Origin of the sequence: Bacillus sp. SJZ110, assembly GCF_006715455.1 — a bacterium.
In the GTDB taxonomy this organism is placed as follows: domain Bacteria; phylum Bacillota; class Bacilli; order Bacillales; family Bacillaceae; genus Bacillus; species Bacillus subtilis.
In genome coordinates this window covers 645,042-666,319 of the sequence record NZ_VFNF01000002.1, presented here as the reverse complement: position 1 = coordinate 666,319, position 21,278 = coordinate 645,042, and the positions used below count along the sequence as shown (strand labels likewise).

19 protein-coding genes, 1 riboswitch and 1 other annotated feature are annotated in these 21,278 nt (G+C 43.9%); all 19 genes read right to left on the bottom strand.

Annotated features, from left to right (window positions below; all coding sequences use genetic code 11):
- Window positions 1–40 precede the first annotated feature (40 nt).
- Window positions 41–1,348, bottom strand: coding sequence for a uracil permease PyrP (gene pyrP, locus FB592_RS09055; RefSeq protein WP_015483210.1), 1,308 nt, complete (start codon window positions 1,346–1,348; stop codon window positions 41–43).
- A gap of 173 nt (window positions 1,349–1,521) precedes the next feature.
- Complete coding sequence (pyrR, locus tag FB592_RS09050; protein ID WP_003232127.1) at window positions 1,522–2,067, bottom strand: bifunctional pyrimidine operon transcriptional regulator/uracil phosphoribosyltransferase; 546 nt, start codon at window positions 2,065–2,067, stop codon at window positions 1,522–1,524.
- A gap of 182 nt (window positions 2,068–2,249) precedes the next feature.
- Window positions 2,250–3,161 (bottom strand): RluA family pseudouridine synthase, encoded by a 912-nt coding sequence (locus FB592_RS09045; RefSeq protein ID WP_003245307.1) that lies wholly within the window; start codon window positions 3,159–3,161, stop codon window positions 2,250–2,252.
- Between the two features lies 1 nt (window position 3,162).
- Entirely contained in the window at window positions 3,163–3,627 is a 465-nt protein-coding gene (gene lspA / locus FB592_RS09040; protein WP_003245047.1) for a signal peptidase II, read from the bottom strand.
- Between the two features lie 102 nt (window positions 3,628–3,729).
- Complete coding sequence (ylyA, locus tag FB592_RS09035; protein WP_014476755.1) at window positions 3,730–4,104, bottom strand: sporulation-related RNA polymerase-binding protein YlyA; 375 nt, start codon at window positions 4,102–4,104, stop codon at window positions 3,730–3,732.
- A gap of 143 nt (window positions 4,105–4,247) precedes the next feature.
- Window positions 4,248–7,013: an isoleucine--tRNA ligase gene (ileS, locus tag FB592_RS09030; RefSeq protein ID WP_041850853.1), complete on the bottom strand. Its 2,766-nt coding sequence runs from the start codon at window positions 7,011–7,013 to the stop codon at window positions 4,248–4,250.
- A gap of 52 nt (window positions 7,014–7,065) precedes the next feature.
- Window positions 7,066–7,292 (bottom strand) — a binding site (T-box leader).
- Between the two features lie 62 nt (window positions 7,293–7,354).
- Complete coding sequence (gene divIVA, locus FB592_RS09025; protein ID WP_003221468.1) at window positions 7,355–7,849, bottom strand: septum site-determining protein DivIVA; 495 nt, start codon at window positions 7,847–7,849, stop codon at window positions 7,355–7,357.
- Window positions 7,850–7,943: 94 nt separating this feature from the next.
- Entirely contained in the window at window positions 7,944–8,717 is a 774-nt protein-coding gene (locus tag FB592_RS09020; protein WP_015383612.1) for a YlmH family RNA-binding protein, read from the bottom strand.
- A gap of 60 nt (window positions 8,718–8,777) precedes the next feature.
- Window positions 8,778–9,050 (bottom strand): YggT family protein, encoded by a 273-nt coding sequence (locus tag FB592_RS09015; protein WP_003221463.1) that lies wholly within the window; start codon window positions 9,048–9,050, stop codon window positions 8,778–8,780.
- Between the two features lie 6 nt (window positions 9,051–9,056).
- Window positions 9,057–9,512: a cell division protein SepF gene (gene sepF / locus FB592_RS09010; protein ID WP_003244791.1), complete on the bottom strand. Its 456-nt coding sequence runs from the start codon at window positions 9,510–9,512 to the stop codon at window positions 9,057–9,059.
- Entirely contained in the window at window positions 9,509–10,201 is a 693-nt protein-coding gene (locus FB592_RS09005) for a YggS family pyridoxal phosphate-dependent enzyme (protein WP_003245324.1), read from the bottom strand. The genes sepF and FB592_RS09005 overlap by 4 nt, the downstream gene beginning before the upstream one ends.
- A gap of 6 nt (window positions 10,202–10,207) precedes the next feature.
- The gene (gene pgeF, locus FB592_RS09000; protein WP_041850854.1) at window positions 10,208–11,044 is read right to left on the bottom strand and encodes a peptidoglycan editing factor PgeF; all 837 of its coding nucleotides are present in this window, start codon (window positions 11,042–11,044) and stop codon (window positions 10,208–10,210) included.
- Window positions 11,045–11,203: 159 nt separating this feature from the next.
- Window positions 11,204–11,449, bottom strand: coding sequence for a YlmC/YmxH family sporulation protein (locus FB592_RS08995; protein ID WP_003232153.1), 246 nt, complete (start codon window positions 11,447–11,449; stop codon window positions 11,204–11,206).
- A gap of 82 nt (window positions 11,450–11,531) precedes the next feature.
- On the bottom strand, window positions 11,532–12,812 hold the full coding sequence (gene ylmB / locus FB592_RS08990; protein WP_041851058.1) for an N-formyl-4-amino-5-aminomethyl-2-methylpyrimidine deformylase: 1,281 nt from the start codon (window positions 12,810–12,812) through the stop codon (window positions 11,532–11,534).
- An 87-nt stretch (window positions 12,813–12,899) separates the two neighbouring features.
- Window positions 12,900–13,001, bottom strand: a riboswitch (TPP riboswitch).
- Window positions 13,002–13,013: 12 nt separating this feature from the next.
- Entirely contained in the window at window positions 13,014–13,808 is a 795-nt protein-coding gene (locus FB592_RS08985) for an ABC transporter ATP-binding protein (protein ID WP_029317772.1), read from the bottom strand.
- A gap of 147 nt (window positions 13,809–13,955) precedes the next feature.
- Window positions 13,956–14,738, bottom strand: a complete 783-nt coding sequence (gene sigG / locus FB592_RS08980) for an RNA polymerase sporulation sigma factor SigG (RefSeq protein WP_009967190.1) — start codon at window positions 14,736–14,738, stop codon at window positions 13,956–13,958.
- Window positions 14,739–14,877: 139 nt separating this feature from the next.
- Entirely contained in the window at window positions 14,878–15,597 is a 720-nt protein-coding gene (gene sigE / locus FB592_RS08975) for an RNA polymerase sporulation sigma factor SigE (RefSeq protein ID WP_003221446.1), read from the bottom strand.
- A 62-nt stretch (window positions 15,598–15,659) separates the two neighbouring features.
- On the bottom strand, window positions 15,660–16,589 hold the full coding sequence (gene spoIIGA / locus FB592_RS08970) for a sigma-E processing peptidase SpoIIGA (protein ID WP_038828183.1): 930 nt from the start codon (window positions 16,587–16,589) through the stop codon (window positions 15,660–15,662).
- 193 nt (window positions 16,590–16,782) lie between these two features.
- The gene (locus FB592_RS08965) at window positions 16,783–21,084 is read right to left on the bottom strand and encodes a bacillopeptidase F (protein WP_141949444.1); all 4,302 of its coding nucleotides are present in this window, start codon (window positions 21,082–21,084) and stop codon (window positions 16,783–16,785) included.
- Window positions 21,085–21,278 lie beyond the last annotated feature (194 nt).

Below are 21,278 nucleotides of genomic sequence, written 5' to 3'. Positions count from 1 at the left end.
ATAACCCTTCCAAGCCTCTCTGGACTTTCATTAAAAGGTTTTAAATATGATGTTGTTCAGATGTGTCTGCCTGCTCTTCCTTCGCCTGCGGAAGAATCAGGTTTAAGATGACACCGACAATTGCGGCAAGCGCCATTCCTGACACTTGGAATCCGCCCTGAGACACTTGGATAAAAGCGCCTCCTACACCGATGACAAGGATAACTGATGTAATAATGAGGTTTCTGTTGTTTTCATAATCAATTTTGTTGTCAATCAGCATTCGCAGGCCGCTTGAAGCAATGATTCCGAACAGCAGGAAGGAGACGCCTCCCATGACCGCTGACGGCACTGAACTGATCAGCGCTGAAATTTTGCCGATAAAGCCGAAGCAACAAGCAATCACTGCCGCTCCTCCGATGACAAAGACGCTGAATACTCTTGTGATGGCCAGCACGCCAATGTTTTCTCCGTAAGTCGTTGTCGGCGGACCGCCGATCAGGGAAGCGAGGATTGTCGCCACACTGTCACCCATAATAGAGCGATGAAGACCTGGCTTTTTAATGAAGTCTTGTCCGACAACCTTGCTCAGCACCATTTGGTGGCCGATATGCTCTGACATTGTGACAAATGCGACAGGAACCATTGCGGCTGCGATGCCGAGTGTAACTGACGGTGAATAATCTTTGAACGGAATGATAAATTCAGGCACTGCAAACCATTTCGCGTCAAGCACCGGCTGGAAGTTGACAATCCCTTGAGTAAGGGCAAACAGGTATCCGCCGATGATTCCGATCAAAACCGGAATCAGGCTTAAAAACCCTCGTAAGAAAATCGCACAAATAATCGTGATTGCCAGCGTAACTCCTGCGACACTAAAGTGCTTTAAGCTGTAGACCAACTCACTCGCGTTCGGATCAGCATACATCGCCATATTTACTGCAGTGCTTGCCAGTCCCAGCCCGATGACGATAATAACAGGCCCTACGACTACAGGCGGGAGAATCTTCATCAACCATCCTGTTCCAAGCTGCCTAATCAATAAGGCAATCAGCCCGTACACCAGCCCTGCAAGAAACGCTCCAACCATTGCCGCTCCCGGCCCGCCGGTCGCTTTTACCAGAATGATCGGAGAAATAAAGGCGAAGGATGAACCGAGATACGCCGGAATTTGTCCTTTGGTAATAAGAAGGTACGCCAGTGTTCCGATGCCGCTTGTCACCAACGCCACAGCAGGACTCATTCCGACGAGCTTCGGAACCAAAATGGTTGAGCCAAACATGGCAAACAAATGCTGAAGGCTGAATGAAACCCAAGAGAAAGGTGTCGGGACATCCCTGACCCCTAAATTTACTTTTTTCTTACTCATGATGATTTCCCCCTGATTGTTGACTTTCATTTTAGGATGACTCAATGACTGTATAAAAAAACCTCTTTGCTTTTTTACGCAAAGAGGCATACAAAGACCTGCCGAATGCTTTTTGGGCCTTTGTTGTGCACCTCTTTGCAACCTCTCTGGATTGCCCTTAAAAAGGTGATCTATTATTCGTTTTCATAAATGGCGACGAGATCGTTTTGGTCTACCTCATCAAGCTGAACCATAACCTTTTCAGACTTTGATGTCGGGATGTTTTTCCCGATATAATCCGCTCGGATCGGCAGCTCCCGGTGTCCTCTGTCCACAAGCACTGCAAGCTGAATGGAGGAAGGTCTGCCTACATCAACAAGCGCATCCATTCCTGCTCTGACTGTTCTTCCGGTATACAGAACATCATCAACGAGAATGACTTTTTGATCTGTAATATCTACCGGAATATCTGCACCTTTTACAAGCGGTTCATCGTTGCTCGTTTTTTTAGAAAGATCGTCTCTGTAAAGAGTAATATCAATTTCACCGACTGTAACAGGATTTCCCTCAATCTGTTCAATGCGTTCCGCAAGGCGTTTTGCCAGGTAAATCCCTCTTGTCTTAATGCCGACAAGGATGCAGTTATTCATTCCTTTATTGCGTTCGATCATTTCGTGAGCAATCCTGGTCAGCGCCCGTCTGATTGCCTGTTCGTCGAGAATGACAGCTTTTTGATTCAATGTGTGACACCTCACAGTTCATATAGAAGAAAAAACCCCTCCTGCCAGAGCATAGAGGGGTTTTAGGACAAGGTGCGCGCCTATACACGCATCCCGTCAATCCGTTATCCTTCTCAGCCTCTCTGGACTGTTTTAAAGAATCTATTCAGCTTCGTTTATTATTTCAGAAAAGAAACCCTCTGTCAACCGTTTTTTCTGAGGTTTTCGATTAATTCTGCCATATCCTCAGGAAGCGGCGCTTCAAATTCGACATATTCTCCTGTTCGTGGATGGTCAAAACCTAAAACTCCCGCGTGAAGCGCTTGGCCATTAAAGTCGATTGTTTTTCTTGGGCCGTATTTCGGATCGCCTGCTAATGGGAATCCGATATATTTCATATGAACACGAATTTGATGGGTTCTCCCTGTTTCAAGCTGGCATTCCACTAACGTAAAATCCTGAAAACGCTCTAGTACATGAAAATGAGTGACAGCGTTTTTGCCATCACGTGTCACAGTCATGCTTTGACGGTCTTTCTTATCTCGTCCGATCGGCGCGTCAATTGTGCCATCATCGTGAGAAATAAGCCCGTGGACAACTGCCGTATATTTCCGCGTGACCGTTTTGTTGACCAATTGGTTTACAAGTGACTCGTGCGCCATATCATTTTTCGCCACCATTAATAAACCGGACGTGTCCTTATCGATTCTGTGAACAATACCCGGACGCATCACGCCATTTATTCCGGAAAGGTCTGTGCAATGAGCCATAAGGCCGTTTACAAGTGTGCCCGTAAGATGCCCGGGTGCTGGGTGAACAACCATTCCGCGAGGTTTGTTGACGACCAGCACATCCTGGTCCTCATAATAAATATCCAGATCCATAGGCTCTGCCAGGACGTCGAGCGCTTCCGGTTCGGGTACAGTGACGGTCACCTGATCACCCGGCTGAATTTTATAATTCGCTTTCACCGCGCTTCCGTTCACGACAACCTGTCCGTCTTTTACCCATTGCTGAACCTGGGTTCTTGACCAATCATTCTCAGTCGATGCCAAAAATTTATCAATCCGCTCACTTTTTTGTTCTTCTGAAGCGGTTATATCAATTTGATTCATGCTATTGCTCCTTTTTCTTTTTCCCGCTGTCCAACAGCATTTGTATAAATAAAAGCATTACGCCGACACATAGTGAAGAGTCCGCGATGTTAAATATCGGGTAATTGTAATTGACAATAATAACATGGATAAAATCCACAACTTCCTGTCTGACAGCCCGATCGATAAAGTTGCCGATGGCACCGCCAAGCATAAGTCCGAGGGCAACGCCAAGAAGCCTTTGTCCCTTTGTATAACGCTGTATGTAATAAACAATACCAATAATAACAGCGGTTGTTATGAGGTAGAAAAACCACATTTGACCCGCTAATATCCCCCATGCAGCACCCGTATTGCGATGGGAGGTGATATAGAATACCTGATCAATGATCGGAATGCTTTGGCCAAGTTCCATGTTCTTAACAACTAGCCATTTTGTCAATTGATCGGCTGCAATAATAAGTAGTGCAATCATATAATACAGCACAAACGTTCCTCCAGTTTACGGTTACTTTAATCCATTATGCATTTTATCAATAAAAAGCACTGGAGTAAAGAAATATCAGGCATATTAACCAGCCAGACACTGTTATTCATACAGTGCCTGACCATATTCGATATCCGTTGATTTCCATATCGGAAGCGTTTTTTTCTCAAATTGGACAGAATAAAGAAAATCGTTTGCTGTTCGGGCCGTCGGCAGCACCGCCAGCTTTGAAAGAGGAATGGGGGCCCCTGTTTCTTCACAGTATCCGAATGTGCCGTTTTCGATTTTTGACAATGCAAGGAGAACGTCTTGAAGCTCTTCTTTAATATGATAGATCAGAGTTGCTTTTTGTTTATGATTGATTGCTGCTTGCGGGCTTGTAGAAACCTGAAAGCAAGAATACTCAAATAATCTCGACTGTAATTCTTCTTTCATCAGAAGAAGTTCCGTATAAATTGCGGTCAGTTGATCATTCATTCTTCACAACTCCTGCTCTTAACGTAGTACCTTTATTGTTGCCTATGAATGATGATCTAAAGCCCATAAGATTTTTCCTGCCGTTCTAAAGGATGTCACTCTTGGCACAAAAAAAGCCCGGCTTTTACGCCGGGCCCTTTTCATTATTTTTGATAGTATTTTTCAACGATTTCAGCGTTGCGTAATGAAAGTGTAGGATATTTCGGATTTGCACCTACATCTTTTGAAATCACACGTGATCTCTCACACATTTCGCCTTCCGCTTTCTCGACAGCGATTTTACCCGTCGCAAAGCTTTGCGCATCGTTCGGCGCATCATTTTCTTCGCTGATTGTCAGTTCAGACACAATAAACAGCTGAGAAAGGTTTTCTTTTATGGAAGCCAAGAGCTCTTTGTTTTCTTTGTTTGGATACAATTTCAGGTTTGCTTCCAAAGATTTACCGATAATTTTTTCATTTCGCGCAGTTTCTAACGCTTTTAGCACGTCATCACGAAGAGCCATAAAGCGGTCAAATTTTTCTTCAGTCACTTCACTGTTTGGAACCGCGATTGTTTCCGGCATATCGGTCAGCTGAACGCTCTGCTCTTCAACAAATGTTAAATGAGACCACAATTCGTCTGCCGTATGTGGAAGGATAGGCGCTGAAAGCTTCACTAATGCAAGAAGCGTTTCGTAGAATACTGTCTGCATGCTGCGTCTATCCGGATGATCCGCATGCTCGATGTAGACAATATCTTTTGCAAAATCAAGGTAGAATGAGCTCAATTCGATTGTGCAGAAATTATGAATGCTGTGATACACAACCGCAAATTCGTACTCATCATACGCTTTTTTCACTTTATCAATCAGCTTGTTCAGCTTAATCAGCATATACTGATCCACTTCACGAAGATCTTCGACAGCCACCGCATTTGTTTTTGGATCAAAATCGAAAAGGTTGCCGTGAAGGAAACGGAACGTGTTGCGGATTTTACGATATACTTCCGCAACCTGCTTTAGAATGGCGTCAGACACGCGAACGTCCGCCTGATAATCCACTGAAGATACCCATAATCTTAAGATGTCGGCACCAAGCTGTTTCATAACTTTAGCCGGAACAACAACGTTACCGATTGATTTACTCATCTTGCGTCCTTCTCCATCCAGTGCGAACCCATGGCTGAGCACACCTTTATACGGCGCTTTCCCTGTTACGGCTACTGCTGTAGAAAGAGAAGAGTTAAACCAGCCGCGATATTGGTCAGATCCCTCTAGGTATAAATCAGCCGGGCGAACGAGGTCATCACGTTCTTCAAGCACTGCTTGATGTGAAGAGCCTGAATCAAACCAAACATCCATGATATCCTGTTCTTTTGTAAATGTGCCGTTCGGGCTGCCAGGATGCGTAAAGCCTTCCGGAAGAAGATCCTTTGCTTCTTTTTCAAACCAAATGTTTGATCCGTGCTGTCTGAACAATTCAGAAACATGTTCAATGGTTTCATCTGTAATAATCGGTTCTCCGTTTTCAGCGTAAAATACCGGAATCGGCACACCCCACGCACGCTGTCTGGAAATACACCAGTCTCCGCGGTCCCGAACCATGTTGTGCAAACGCTGCTCGCCCCATTCAGGAACCCATTTGGTTTCTTTAATGGCATCCAGCAGGTCTGATCTGAAATCTTTAATAGACGCAAACCATTGCGCTGTCGCTCTGAAAATGGTTGGTTTTTTTGTTCTCCAATCATGCGGATAAGAGTGAGTAATGAATTCAAGCTTCACAAGTGCGCCTTTTTCATCGAGCTGCTGTGTGATCGCTTTGTTTGCATCATCATAGAACATGCCTTCAAACCCAGGAGCTTCGCTTGTCATTACACCTTTTTCATCAACCGGGCAAAGCACATCTAATCCGTATTTTTGGCCGATGATAAAGTCATCTTCCCCATGTCCTGGCGCTGTATGAACACAGCCTGTTCCGGCATCAGTTGTTACGTGTTCACCAAGCATAACGAGAGAGTCTCTGCCATATAGCGGGTGTTCAGCGATAATGTTCTCAAGGTCTTTCCCTTTGACCGTTCTTGTCACTTCATACTGATCAAATCCGCATGCCGATGCAACATTTTCGACTAAGGCACTTGCTACGACAAAGCGGTCTTCACCTACTGCAATCACGCTGTACTCAAGATCAGGGTGCACTGAGATTCCAAGGTTCGCCGGAATTGTCCAAGGCGTTGTTGTCCAAATGATGATGCGCTCGCCGTTTTCAAGAACGCCTTTTCCGTCTTTTACACCAAAAGCGACGTAAATAGATGCTGAACGTTTGTCTTGATATTCGATCTCGGCTTCAGCCAGAGCAGACTCACTTGAAGGTGACCAGTTAACCGGTTTAAGGCCTTTGTAAATGTAGCCTCGTTTTGCCATTTCACCAAATACGCGGATTTGCTGCGCTTCGTATTCCGGTTTTAATGTCACATATGGGTTTTCCCAGTCACCGCGGACACCAAGACGTTTGAATTGCTCACGCTGTCCCTCGATTTGCTTCCAAGCGTACTCTTCGCATAGTTTGCGGAATTCCGCTACTGACATTTCTTTGCGGTTGACCTTTTTGTTTTTTGTCAGAGCTGTTTCAATTGGCAATCCGTGTGTATCCCAGCCCGGCACATACGGTGCGTTGTAGCCGCTCATTGATTTATAGCGGACAATGAAGTCTTTCAAAATCTTGTTAAGTGCATGGCCCATATGGATGTCGCCGTTTGCATACGGAGGTCCGTCATGTAAAACAAATTTCGGGCGGTCTTTCGTCCGTTCCTGAACAAGACGGTAGATATCCTCTTCCTCCCATTTTTTTTGAATGTCAGGCTCCCGGTTTGGCAAATTTCCACGCATCGGGAAATCTGTTTTCGGCATTAAGAGCGTGTCTTTAAAATCCATTTTCATTCCTCCACTGCATTTTTTCAGAAAATAAAAAAAGCCCTCTCATCCCATAAGGGACGAGAAAGCTTATCTCGCGGTACCACCCTTTTAGAAAAAGCAAGCATACACTTTTTCCTCTTGAGCATCGTAACGTGATGAACGTCCTAACCTACTGTGAGTTCAGCAAGGAAACTAAAGGGCTGATCTACATGATTCCGGCCATCCCGGACTCTCACCATCTCCGGGTCGCTATGAAGGCCTGAAGGAAACATGACTGTCCCTTTCAACCGTTTTTTCATCTGAATTTATGAACGTATTATATTCGACAAGCTAAGAAAATGTCAAGATAATCAGAGAATTTATTCCTTTTCCTCAAATACAGCGTCGACTTCATACTCAAGGAGATGATCCCAATCGTCATTTTTCAGAAGATCAAGCTGAGCTTCAATCAGCATTTGGAAACGTGTTCTAAACACTTTAGACTGTTTTTTCAGCTCTTCAATTTCCATTGCAATTTTTCTTGATTTTGATAACGATTCGTTGATAATGCGATCAGCGTTTTTCTCCGCTTCCCGAACGATCAGCTTTGCTTCTTTTTGAGAATTGCGTTTTACGTCTTCAGCCGCTTCTTGAGCAACTAAAATTGATTTATTCAATGTTTCCTCAATATTGGCAAAGTGTCCGATTCTTTCATCAAGCTCATTGACTTTCGCTTCAAGCTCAGTTTTCTTGCGGAGAACAATTTCGTAATCTTTTCTGACTTGGGCTAGGAATTCATTTACTTCATCTTCATCATATCCGCGAAAACTTTTTGTAAACGTCTTGTTGTGAATATCATTTGGCGTTAATGGCATGATGCCACCTCCATTTTTACATTTCAGTACGGTTATCTAGTTCACATTATAAAACAAATTTCGCACAGATGGAGAAAAAAAACTGAAAAACCGACTATTTTTGTCGTTCAAACGTAACTCTCCATTTGTCTTTTTTGGTTTTCCCTTCGATTTTTGTTAAGCTGCACCGGCCAAAACCTCTGATTGACAGCATGTCCCCTTCCGCGACTATGTATGAAGGATCTTCAACCACCTTCCAGTTCACTTTCACAAGGCCGTTTTTCACAAGCGTCTGTGATTTCTGGCGGGATTGCCTGCTCATAGAGGCGCAGACGGCGTCAAGCCTTAAAGAAGAAACCGTGTCATCTCTTATTTCGACATCAACTGCTGGAATGTTAAGGTCTGACAAGTCGATTTTCTCTAGGCTGACCGCCGCTTTGCCTGCTTGGGTCAGCTGTGCAGCCACAAAATCAGCGGTATCGGCTGAGACAATCAATTGCACTGCTGTCTCAGAAAACACGATGTCACCGAATTTTTGCCGCTTTAATCCTATGCCCATTAATGCACCAAGCAGAGAACGATGATCTACTGAGACAAACTTGTCAGCATAACGGACGTTAAACGCCTGCAATTCAAAATCCGATTCTTCCGGAGTAATGTACTCTGGATACAGAATCGCCCGTTTTCGCTCCGCTCTGTCATAGCCGCCGGAAAAAGCAAGCCCGACGTCAGCCTGTCCCGTAACAGCAGAGAGGATGACCTGCTCTCGGGGATCTAAAAAGTCGGTCAGCTTCATCCGGTACTGCTCCTGGACAATTCTTTTCCATTCGAGCGCCTGATCAATAAAGGCCCGCTCGTCTTTTCTGAAGTGCTGATATATATCGCTCATCGTCTTTCCCTTCTATGTAAAGAGGCTTGGCTGCTGCCAAGCCCCTATCAAACTGTCACATTAAAACGCAATCATGCGATAAAGCCCCCACAAGCCGGTTGTCGCAAACCGAAGCACAAGTATTGCTACGATTGGTGAAATATCCAGCATTGCAATCGGAGGAATGATTTTTCTGAATGGTTCGAGATATGGTTCACAAATCGAAGCCAAAAAACGCCCGACTGCTGTTTCCCTCGTACTCGGCACCCATGACATAAAAATATATATGATCAGGGCAAATGAGTATATTGTGATTAATAAGCTTAAAACCGAAAAAACTTGATAAAGGATCATCTCGCTTTACCACCTCTGATGTTCGTCTTCAGATATGAGCTCAGAAATTGTGCCTGATACATCTACGTTGTCAGGCGTGCAGAGGAAAATATCTGAGCCGATTCTTTGAATATCGCCGCCGATGGCATAAACGGTTCCGCTTAAAAAGTCAACAATCCGCTTCGCCTGGTCATGCTGTATCCGCTGAAGATTGACGACAACTGCCCGCCGGTTCTTCAAATGGTCGGCTATTTCCTGCGCCTCCGCATAAACGCGCGGCTCACTCAACACCACTTTAGAGGATTTCTGAACACTTTGCAAGCTCACTACATTCTGTTTGCCCGCAGGTTTATTCCCGTTGTAAGCCGGCTTTTCTTTTTGCTCATGCTCCTCATGAGATTCCCGCTCTGTCTCAATATATTCATATTCGTATTCTTCATCTTCCATTGAGAAAAAGTTTTTCAGTTTATTTTTCATACTCATTGCTGTACACCCCCTGTTTCATTTCCGACTAACGATGAGCCGATTCTAATATAAGTAGCTCCTTCTTCAATTGCAATTTCAAAATCATTTGACATGCCCATCGACAGTTCAGTACACGGAGCGTTCGGCTGGTTCAGCTTCTGAACCTGGTCACGGAGTTCTCTCAGCGACCTGAAACAGCTTCTGATCTGATCTTGATCATCAGTCAGCGGAGCCATTGTCATCAGCCCGGCAACAAGGATATGTTCGAAACCGGAAAGCTCCTGTATGAATGGAATGACTTCTTCTTTTTTCATGCCGTGTTTAGAAGGCTCAAGAGAGGTATTGACCTGCACAAAGCATCGTACAGTGCCTTCAGCCCGTTTTTCAATTTCTTTCGCTAATGAGAGCCGGTCTAGGGAATGGATATAGGAAACCGAATTGACGACAGATTTTGCTTTTCTTGATTGCAGACTGCCGATAAAATGCCATTCCGGATTCCCTTTCATCAATTCCTGTTTGCGGAGCAGTTCCGCATCCCGATTCTCTCCGAGGCAGGTGATGCCAGCATCTACTGCCTCCTGTGCTCTTTCAGGCGATACATATTTAGTGACTGCAATAACCGTAACTTCATCGGAGCTGCGGCCCGATCTGTTACATGCTTCGTTTATTCGTTCGTTTATATGTCGTAAATTATCAACAACACGCAAGATCTTTTATGCCTCCTTCATTCCGATAAAGGACATCATCCGTCCAGTTTTCCCCTGATCGCGGCGGTGAGAATAGAAAAGAGACGGCTCGCTTTCCGTGCATAAACCGCTGACAGAAATTTGTTCACTTGCCAAACCGCTGTCCATCAGTATAAGACGGTTCAGCTCTTTCAGATCAAGCTGATATTGTGCCTTTGCCGTCTGATTAACGGCAAGGTCTGCTGAAACCGGCAATGCGCGGACAGCATCCATGACGCGGTCGTCTACCGTATAGCATGCACCGCTGATAGACGGGCCAATAACAGCGTAAATATCTGAGGGATTTGAACCTTCCTTCTCAGTCCATTGCTTCACCATTTCTCTGCCAATCTGTTTGACGGTGCCTTTCCACCCGGCATGGGCGACTCCGACAAGCGACTGAACCGGATCATAAAAGAAAAGAGGCACACAATCAGCAAAGCATAATGCTAAAAATACATTTTTTTCATTTGTATAGAGCCCGTCCGTTGCTTTTAGAGCCGTGTGATACTCACGGGCGCCTTTTCCCCTATCCCTCTGCGTCACTTTCTGAACGCGATTATCATGTGTCTGATCAGCGAATACCCAAGACTGCAAATCAGTATTAAACATATCGGCAATATATTCACGATTTTTAACTACATCTGCATCTTTGTCATGAACGTGCAATCCTGTATTTAACGATTCAAAAGGCTTTTGGCTGACACCGCCGTTTTTTGTCGTAAATCCGGCAATGACCTCTTTGTTGTTTTGATTCGTTTGAGCCCAGTCTTGTATCATGAGTGTCGAGGGTGTGGTAAGACTGAATGGGTGATATGTATTCATGATGATCCAACCTTTCGACAAACATTTAAAGCGGAATTTCCCACTTATTTTACCACATCTTACTGCATTCGTTGAGCGCCGATTTGCATATTTCTAAATGAAATGTGCCGGAAGAATCGAGACTTCCGGCATTTTCCAATCTTCGGCAGACAAGCAGGTTTATGCATGTGGTTCACTTAATCGGACTAAGATTACATCTTCCCCGATTTTTACTATATTTCGCCATGGAATGACCAATTCCTCTTCTTTTCCAAAAAATCCGAGAACTTTCCCATTTCCTCCGAGTATGATCGCCTGAATTTTTCCAGTGGTCACATTGATATCAATATCACCAATACTCCCCAGCTTTTTTCCGTTTGAGACATTGACGACATCCTTTACCTGAAATTCTGAAATGCTGATCATTCCATCACGTCCTTTTTCCGTCCTTTTGTTCAAGTATATGAACGGGCAGGCTGAACCTTGTCAGCAAGAAGAAATTTTCATGTCATTGTTCTTTTTTCCGGCTGCACCAGCTGATGATAAAATCGAGTATAATTTTTGTATACTCTACTAGCTGCTCAATCGATACCTTCTCGTTCACAGAGTGTGCATTGTGCAGATCTCCAGGACCGTATATTACGCATGGAATACCGGCATCATACAGCCATCCGCCATCTGTAACTGATTGAGAAACGTCAATAATTGGACACTCCCGTTTCACTTTCTGATGAGAGGCAGTTAGCGCTAAGACGCCTGGGTGGCCAGGGTCAACTTCCAATGCCGGAAAAATTTCTCCTCTGTCTTCTATCATAGATGAGCCTCCCCACTTGAATACAGGGCGGTTTTCCCTAAGCCAAATATCACTGTCACTCAGCCGATTGACGTAATCTTCTATTTCCGCTGCCACTTGGTCATGGGTTTCATTCGGATAAAAATGGACTGTGATCCACAACCGGCATTCGTCCGCTATAAAAGCCGCATGTCTGCCGCCTTCTATAACTGCCGGATTAATCGTATTTGTGCCGGGTTTAAAACCAGGATAACTTTTCATAATGGACCAGTGGCGCTCAAGTTCACCGAGCCCCGCAATGATTTTTGCCATTTTTTCAATTGCGCTTGCTCCGAATGTTCCTCCGCCTGCGTGAATCATATTCCGTCTCGTTCCATCATGAAATGTTTGACTGCTTTTGATTTCGATCCAGCCTGTAATGACACCCCCTTGGCCTTGAATATGCATATCGCTCGTATCCGCGACAATTGCAAAATCAGCGTGGTAGCCCCTCTTGCAGCATTCAAGTGTGCCGGCTTCTCCAACTTCCTCCCCAATAACCGATTGCAGAATCAGATCACCTGGAAGTTCAATGCCTGCTTCACGAATCAATTTGACAGCAAACAACACACACGCCATTCCGCCCTTCATATCGGAAGCGCCTCGACCGATTAAGAGACCGTTTTTTTCAATTGGATGAAATGGATCATGCTCCCATTCTTCATCCTCTTTTACCTCTGCCACATCTACATGGCCATTGATAATCAGGCTATAATAATCTGCTGAATCTGTTCCTTTTAGCTTCCCTACAACATTGGGATCTCCAGGGTACACATCCCATTTGTCGATCGAGAATCCCAATTCATTTAAATATCCCGCAATCCATGACTGAATGCCCTCTGTATTTCTTGCAGGCGGAGCAGGTGTTTGATAAGAAATCAGCGTTTTCGCAAGCTGAATAAGCTCCTCCTTATGTTCTTCCACTTTTTTGAGCAAAGAGTCTATTTGTTGATCCAATGTAAATCCGCTCCTATTCTTTAAAATCAAAAAAGCCGTTTCAAATGTGATGAAACGGCTTAATAAAAACAAACGGAGTCCGATGTACTCCGCTTTTCACCGCTTCCCTCCGCTGGCATGATCCAGATCAGGTCAAAAGGGTTGAGACAAAGTCTCTCTCAGCTTCGCAAAGCACCCCTAGGATGAATCTATATATGTTTGTCAGGCATTCGTTATCGGCTCAGCTCTTGTTAAAAACGGCCGATCCTGATTCCATAATACATGGATTGGCGTATCAAAAAAAGCGGAGAGTATTTGATCAGTAAGCATTTCCTTTATTTCTCCGGATCCAAAGACCTCTCCCTGTTTTAATAAAAGGGCTTTATCAAAGACAGGCAAAATTTCTTCAGCATGATGAGTCACATAAAGGATAGATGGTGCATTTTCTTTGTTTGCAATGTATGTAATCGTATCTAACAGCTTTTCCCGGGCAATAAAATCCAGTCCTGTGACTGGTTCATCCAGTATCAGCAGCTCCGGATCGGCCATTAGTGCTCTAGCAATCAATGCTCTTTGTTTTTCCCCTTGAGAAAGGGTTTCATAGCGGCGATCGGCATATTCAATTGCTCCCAAGTCCTCTAACAAACCTATCGCTTTTTCCCTGGTTTCCTTACTTGGCGTTTCATATAACCCAATCGAAGCGTAAGCTCCGCTCAAAGCAATTTCAAAGGCTGAATCTGCCGGATACAATTTTTGCTGAAGAGCTGCTGAGACGAGGCCAATTTTACGTCTGAGCTTTTCCCCAAGCTCTGTTTTGCCAAATTCATGGCCGAGCACCTGCATCTCGCCTGATGTTGGAAAATAATATGAGCAAAGCATATTTAACAGCGCTGTCTTCCCGGCGCCATTTAGGCCGTAAAGCACCCAATTTTCCTTTTCTTCCACCTTCCAATGAATATCTCTCAGTATCCATTTCCCATTCCGTTTTAGTGAGACATTGTCAAGCTGCAAAATCATCGTGGTCCTCCTCTTTATTGCCTTTTATAATTGTTTTAATTTTCATAAAACTTTGTACGAACTAGGATACCTTACTTTTTCCAAAACGTAAACCATCCATAATCAATAGAAAAGCCTTTAAAACAACATCGTTTTAAAGGCTTTTCATTATTGATGAATATTTTTATTCATTTGTTTGATAGCCGCTTTTTCAAGTCTGGACACCTGCGCTTGAGAAATTCCGATTTCCTCGGCGACTTCCATTTGGGTTTTCCCTTGGAAGAATCGCTTTCTCAAAATCATTTTTTCCCTATCATTCAGCCTTCTCATGCCCTCTTTTAAAGCCAGCTCTTCAATCCATTGTGAATCTGTGTTACGCTCATCACTGATTTGGTCCATCACATAGATCGGGTCTCCGCCGTCGTTATAGATCGGTTCAAATAGAGAAACCGGATCCTGGATGGCATCAAGCGCAAATACAATTTCCTCATGCGGTACTTCAAGAACTTTTGCGATGTCTTCTGCAGTCGGCTCCTTGCTTGTCTCACTGATTAACCGCTCTCTTACCTGAAGCGCCTTGTAAGCGATGTCCCGGAGTGATCTTGAGACACGGATCGGGTTATTATCGCGTAAATACCTGCGGATCTCTCCGATAATCATAGGTACAGCGTATGTTGAAAACTTAACATTGTGGCTTAGGTCAAAATTATCAATGGATTTCATTAGTCCGATGCAGCCGACTTGAAATAAGTCATCAACATACTCCCCTCTGTTATTAAATCGTTGAATGACACTTAAGACAAGACGCAAGTTCCCGTTTACAAGCTTTTCTCTTGCTGAATCATCGCCTTCATCCTGCAGCTGCCTAAACAGCTTTCTCATCTCTTCATTCTTGAGTACTGGTAATTTGGAGGTATCCACCCCGCAGATTTCGACTTTATTTCTCGACACTTTTTTCCCTCCCTACAGGAGCTGCTGTACAACGTTAAGTATCTCCTTGGGTGGGAAAAATATGCACTGCACTCAGACCGAAAAACTGTCGAAATCAGGAAATCCCTGTAAAATCAAGGGGTTCTAACCATAAAATTTTTTACACCATTTTGTTGAACTCTTTTCTCAATCTTTTTATAATTCTTTTCTCAAGCCGCGAAATATAAGACTGAGAAATCCCCATCATATCCGCTACATCCTTTTGGGTTTTTTCTTCTTCACCGACAAGCCCAAACCGCAGCTCCATGATTTGCTTTTCTCTCTCATTAAGCTGTTCAAGCGCTTTTTTCAAGAGCTTTTTATCGACGTTAGCTTCTATGTCTTTAGTGATGATGTCATCGTCAGTGCCGAGCACATCAGAAAGCAAAAGCTCATTGCCGTCCCAATCAATATTAAGCGGTTCATCAAAGGAAACCTCTGAACGGATTTTGTTATTTCTTCTTAAATACATCAGGATTTCATTTTCTATACACCGGGAGGCATAGGTAGCAAGCTTGATTTTCTTTTCTGGATTGAATGTATTCACAGCTTTGATTAGACCGATAGTACCGATGCTGATTAAATCCTCTATATTAATTCCCGTATTTTCAAATTTACGGGCGATATATACGACCAGACGCAAATTGCGTTCAATTAGAATGGCTCGCGCCGCCTGATCGCCGTTTGGGAGCTTCATTAACAAAACCTGCTCCTCATCTTTAGATAATGGAGGCGGCAGGGCTTCACTCCCGCCTATGTAATAGACTTCATCACTTTTCAGCCCAAGTTTCATCAGCAGCTTATACCAGAGGTGCGTCAACCGTAATTTCAGTTTTTTCATCTTCCTCTCCCTTCTAAATGTCACGCCGTTTGAGTATGATAAGTAACGGACATTTGCGAACATTATGAAACGTGTTTGACAGCCTTGCCCGAAAGCATTTTCGGATGAATAATCGCGTCAAACTCTCCATCTGCCGACAGCTTTGTTGTGCTGATGCCGATTAAACATTTATCTGCAGAAATCATTTCTTCTTTTGTCATAATCGTTACGTGATCCGGTTTAACGCATAATAGAAATTGATTTTGCTGACCAACTCCCCTGTATGGAATCAACCTCATTTTATCTAAAAAGCGAAAGGAATCATCGAGCTGTTCGATGGCTTCCAATGGGTCTGTGTTTCGAATGATCATCGTTTCGGCTGTTCCGAAAATCGGCTCCAGTTTATCAATGTAAATGATCATTACCGGTGTTTTTGTAAGAGGATCGTACAGCTGGTTACCGGAATCAATCAGGCCTCTGACATGAAGTGTTTGGCTGCCCAAATCTGCCTGCACGCTGACTCGTTCCTCATATTGAATGTTTTTTGTTTCAATATCTTCAATTCTTCTTTTAGAAAAAAACCATAATACTGGAAAGCCCCCAACAATAAACAACCAGCTGATCGGGTCTCCAAACCCTGTTTGATTGGTAATCATAACACCGTTTTGAACAATAGAATTTGACTGCAGCAAAGAATGGGCTCCGATAATTCCTCCCCCCATTAAAAAAGTGGCAAAATAAAAGGAAAACAAATTTTGAAAGAAAAACCGAAATCTTTTAAAGCCAAATGTCACCACCACAATCACAACTGAAAAAGCTAGCTTCCCAGCCGGATGTTCAACAATCGGCGAAAAAGGAGTAAACATCAAAAGGACAATACTGGAACCGATGAACGCTCCGCCTACCAGTCTTCTTTTTTTTACATGCCGTTTTAAAATAAATGCCGTGAGCAAAAGCAAAAGTGCATCAAAACAAAAGTTTAACAGCCAAATGACATCTAAATAGATTTTCACATCTGACTCCTTTCTTTCTTGCCTCACGCTGTTCCCCTTCTTGCTTCATAAGTATAAAGCAAGCTCTGTGGGAAAGTCTGTCAATTAATGTTGAGAGGAAAATACAATTTTTCAGGGAAATCTGCTTAATTTGTCGAGGAAGTATAATGAGAGGATATAAAAAAAGCTGCCAATGACGGCAGCTTTTTCCCACTTAATTTTCTGTGTTGATATTAAGTTTTCCATTCGCAGTTTTTCTTGTTTCATTTCCATAATCATCTCGGACGATCACTTCTACTTTTGCTCCTTTTGCTTTAATAGAAGAAGTGGCTGTCCAATAGCCTTCATATCTCCCCGGAGAGATTTCTCTTAACGGGAGTTCGGTGGCATTTTGCACACTCGCTCTTGCATTGGTCAGCGGCATACGAATGATAAACGTTGCATCTAAATCCTCAGCGCTTGAGAAAGCGATTTTCACAGATTCACCGGCTTTTAAGTTTTTATCCTCTCCCGGAATTAAGCCGGAAATGACAGGCTTGTCAAAATTGACATCAATGACAGCCTTTTTCGTCGTTTTGTTGCCTGCTAAGTCTGTAGCAATCACCTTGATTTCATTGCTTCCATTCTCCAAAAGAATCCGGGCTGAGTATGAACCATCAGTTATTGTTGCTTTTTTGCCATTCACCTTGACGTCTTTCAAATTGTCATCGGATACTGCCCCTTTGACAGTCAGCGTTTCTTTATTTGTTTTCCCGCCATCCTTTGGAGTGTCCAGCGTTAACTCAGGCTTTTCTTGATCAAGCGTGACCGTGATTGGACTGGAGGCATCTGTTGTTCCGTTGTCAGTTGATGCAGTTGCCGTCAGCTCATTATCACCCTTGTTGAGTGTGATGCCTGTCTGGAACGTGCCGTCCGCGGCAGTTTTTGTTTCTCCTGCTTCTTTCTCATCATTATAAATGTGTACCGTTGTACTAGGAGAAGCTTTTCCTTTTACAGTGACGTTCTCCTTATTTGTGTATGACTTGTCTGTCGGTGAAGTAATCTCAGGTACAGCAGCTTCATAATCAACTAATGCGCGAATCATATAGTTGCCGTCCGCTTTGTCACCTGGCTGCCATTGTCCACCTATATACTGCCAGTTGCGGCCGGAATTCTTGCCGGTTTCATCCATTGCCAGTCCAGGTGAATACGGATCAGGTTTTGACTGGATATATACGAGATAAAAGTCTCTATCGACCATAATCCCTTTTGAACTGAGATCTACCTTAGTCCACTCGCCATTGCGAAGAGCTTCAGCGTTAAATGGCCCGGCAATTTTTTTGCCCGGTGCTCCGTCTTTTCCTGTAGCATCGTATACCTCAACCTTAAACTCTGTGCCGCCGGGATCAGGGAACTCTGTATCCCAGAATCTGAACAGCCCTCCTGTAAGCATGCCTTTGTCCTTGCCGTCAGCGAGCGTCATTTTTACCGCCCATCCGTTCCCGGCAGCAAAATAGGAATTGGCATTCTCCGCCGTTCCGTCATCATATGCAATTTCACCCGGATAACCAACGAAAGGCTTCAATGCAGTTTCTTTTGTTACATCACCTTTTAACTCAACGGAAAATTCATCACTGTAATAACCCGGTGCAGCGACTTTAATCGTATAAGCGCCTTCATAGGCCTCCAGCGTATATTCACCTTTGTCGTTTGTCATAGCCGGTTCCACCGCAGCATCCTCTACAACATAAACGGAAGCGCCTTTTACCGGCTCTCCTGTCGTTTTATTGATGACCGTGCCTTTTAATGTGCCCTTCTTCATCTCTTCTAACGTAAAATTAGCTTGTGTCGTCTGATCCGTCTTTAAAGATACTTTTTGTGTTTTCGACTGATAACCATATGCTTCTGCCATAAGCGTATAGTCTCCCGCTTTGTGCTTCAGCGTGTACTGCCCTGTGGATTGATCTGAATATGTTGATTTTCCTGTTTCCACTACACTGACTTGTGCCCTGAGCGGCAAAACTTGAGGCTGTATAGCCTTGTTCTGATGTTTTACCGCTGTGTTTGCAGATGGCTTAGCCTTTTTCGGATTTACTGGCTTTTTCTTTTGCTTTCCAGACTGCTTTTCGACGCCCAGCTTATTCTTTTTGACTGTTTTTCCGGCTGATTTGTCAGAAAGCACTACATCATCAATATACCAGCCCTCTTTTGCAATGCTTTCATCAGATTGAAGGTTAAACATCACTTGAATGTTTTGGCCTTTATAAGCCGATAAATCAATTTCTTCCTCCGTCCAGCTTGATGTCTTTCCGTTATAGACACCAGCCTGCTCCCAATTCTTTTCACCTTCCGGAAGAACAAAAACGTAGCCGTAATCAAAATCATCCTCTAAATTGTGCCAGCTTTTAAATTGAAGGAACAGACTTCCTGAATCAGGTGCTTTAATAGGAGGCATAACAAGGTTCATGTTTGCTGAGTTGGCATAATTTCCTGTCAAATTCGTTCCATATACTTTTTCTCCGGATGCTGCTGTATTTGGGCCAGTTGACGGAACTCCCCATTCCCAGTTATTATTTGTTCCGCTCGCAACCCAGCCGCCGGGTGCAGTTTCAAAGTCCTGTTTATATCCCACCGTGATGCTTGGTTTCACTGTTACATCGTATACGTCAGACGAAACGACATGACCGCCAAAATCGTGAATCATCCACTTATAGCTTAGTTTAGTTCCTTTTATATCTGGGATCTCTGCCTGATACGTTCCTTTTAGATGATCACCGCTGATTCGTTTCGCCGTTATTTCTGTCCATTCACCTTGATCAAGCTTGTAGGACAGCTTTACAGATGTCACACTCACATTGTCTTCAGCTGTCAAAGTCAGTGGCAGGCTGCCACCTTCATAAGCTTCAGTTACTTTCTCATGCTGATAGACAGGAGGCTCTTGGTCATCCCCCTCTACAGAAACTTGTCCTTCCGCTTTCCCTAATCCATCTGTAACAGCGGATACAGCATCAAAAGCATTCACCAGACCATGGCCATATCCGTTATTCGGTGAATCAGGAAATGTTGAATCCGTGAGCGGTTCAGCCGTGCTGGTTAATATATCCTCCATCTCATCAACAGAAAGTGAGGCATTCGCCTGTTTCAGCAGTGCAGCAACAGCGGATACATGCGGCCCTGCCATTGATGTGCCGTCCCAACCATCCTCATATGTCTGACCGGGAACGGATGAACGAATATTAACGCCCGGTGCAGATATTTCCGGCTTTATTTCATCATATGGAGATGGCCCTTGAAGAGAAAAGTCAGCGAGCTTTTTATTGATATCAGTCGCTCCAGTTGCAAACGATTCTGGATAGTTTGCCGGATTTGCGATAGAACCAGGCCCGCCGGGAATAAAGAGATCCGTATTCCCCGCTGAAAACTCAGGGAAAATATCGGCCGCACGCCAGGCATTGACCATGTCTCTGTACCATTCATCAAGTCCAGAGCCCCCTCCCCATGAGTTATTGACAACATCAGGAGCCATTTCCGGGTGGGGATTTCCTTCCGCGTCCTTTGGTGCTAAAACCCATTCACCAGCTTCCAAAATGTCAGCATCAGTGCCGCCATCTTCAGAGAACGCTTTAACAGCAATCCATTTTGCGCCAGGCGCTACACCGATTTGATTTGTCCCATCCGGTTCAGAGCCCACCATCGTGCCTGTCACATGGGTTCCATGAGCCAAATCATCATAAGGGCTTGCCTCGCCTGCTACGGCATCATACCAGTTCATTTCATTTTCAGGCTCATTAGGATTTTCCGGATTATATCCGCGATATTTCTCTTTTAATGCCGGATGATTCCATTCCACCCCGGTATCAATGGACGCAACAACCGTGCCAGTTCCATCGTATCCAAGTGCCCAAGCTTTTGGAGCATCGATTTGGTCTACATTCCATTCCACACCGTCAGTTGCTTTAATAGCTTTCTGTGCTTTTTTCATATTAAATGGTGAGGATGACTTAAAAAGCTGCCGTTTCTCATTAGGAAGCACCTTCTCCACTTCGGGAAACTGCGCCACTTTTTCCATAACCTCTTTTGAGGCATGAACAGCAATCCCGTTCACCACATAATAAGAATGAATTTGGTCTGCATTTCCTTTATCTTTCTGGGTGTTCAAGTATTTTAGGACATCTTGCTGGGATTCATCGGCTGTGACTTTTAAAGATGACACAACAGCAGAACGCTTTTGATATTCCGTCTTAGCGGCAGACAGCTTCTTCGATTTCGCTTTTTTAACAGCCGCTTTTGCCGCTTTTTCTGTGTTAGCCTGATCTTTAAATTTAATCAGAAAAGTCGTTTTTTCTTTCTTTTTAAAGCTTTTCTTTAATGAACTCGAAATCTTGTTTTGAATGGATTCCGCAGATTGAAGCTCCTTTTTAACAGAAGGTGAGGTGACTTTACTGCTTGCCCCGGCTGCTCCCGGAAACAGCAGTGAACTGATGACAACTGTACTTAAAACAGAGCTGATGAGTCTGTTTTTCGTTTTTTTCTTCATTTTCATCCCCCTTTTTCAACATGCTTTTTAAAAAAAGTGTCGTCCCTCCTTTTAATAATGAATGGTTTGTCAGAACATCGCTGTATATTAACTGTAGACAATCTGAATTACAGATATTGTCGTTTCATGTCATTCAATTTCCATATATATGAAAATGATAAAAATGTCACAAAAATAAATGGGTCTAATTATCT

Bases quoted from the DNA above. Each gene is read 5' to 3' on its own strand.
- sigE (WP_003221446.1), bottom strand. From the start codon at position 15,597: ATGAAAAAACTGAAATTACGGTTGACGCACCTCTGGTATAAGCTGCTG.
- FB592_RS09045 (WP_003245307.1), bottom strand. From the start codon at position 3,161: ATGAATCAAATTGATATAACCGCTTCAGAAGAACAAAAAAGTGAGCGG.
- ylyA (WP_014476755.1), bottom strand. From the start codon at position 4,104: ATGAATGATCAACTGACCGCAATTTATACGGAACTTCTTCTGATGAAA.
- pyrP (WP_015483210.1), bottom strand. From the start codon at position 1,348: ATGAGTAAGAAAAAAGTAAATTTAGGGGTCAGGGATGTCCCGACACCT.
- FB592_RS08965 (WP_141949444.1), bottom strand. From the start codon at position 21,084: ATGAAGAAAAAAACGAAAAACAGACTCATCAGCTCTGTTTTAAGTACA.
- ileS (WP_041850853.1), bottom strand. From the start codon at position 7,013: ATGGATTTTAAAGACACGCTCTTAATGCCGAAAACAGATTTCCCGATG.
- pgeF (WP_041850854.1), bottom strand. From the start codon at position 11,044: ATGAATACATATCACCCATTCAGTCTTACCACACCCTCGACACTCATG.
- FB592_RS08995 (WP_003232153.1), bottom strand. From the start codon at position 11,449: ATGATCAGCATTTCAGAATTTCAGGTAAAGGATGTCGTCAATGTCTCA.
- FB592_RS09020 (WP_015383612.1), bottom strand. From the start codon at position 8,717: ATGAGCGATATATATCAGCACTTCAGAAAAGACGAGCGGGCCTTTATT.
- FB592_RS09015 (WP_003221463.1), bottom strand. From the start codon at position 9,050: ATGATCCTTTATCAAGTTTTTTCGGTTTTAAGCTTATTAATCACAATA.
- sepF (WP_003244791.1), bottom strand. From the start codon at position 9,512: ATGAGTATGAAAAATAAACTGAAAAACTTTTTCTCAATGGAAGATGAA.
- FB592_RS08985 (WP_029317772.1), bottom strand. From the start codon at position 13,808: ATGATTTTGCAGCTTGACAATGTCTCACTAAAACGGAATGGGAAATGG.
- divIVA (WP_003221468.1), bottom strand. From the start codon at position 7,849: ATGCCATTAACGCCAAATGATATTCACAACAAGACGTTTACAAAAAGT.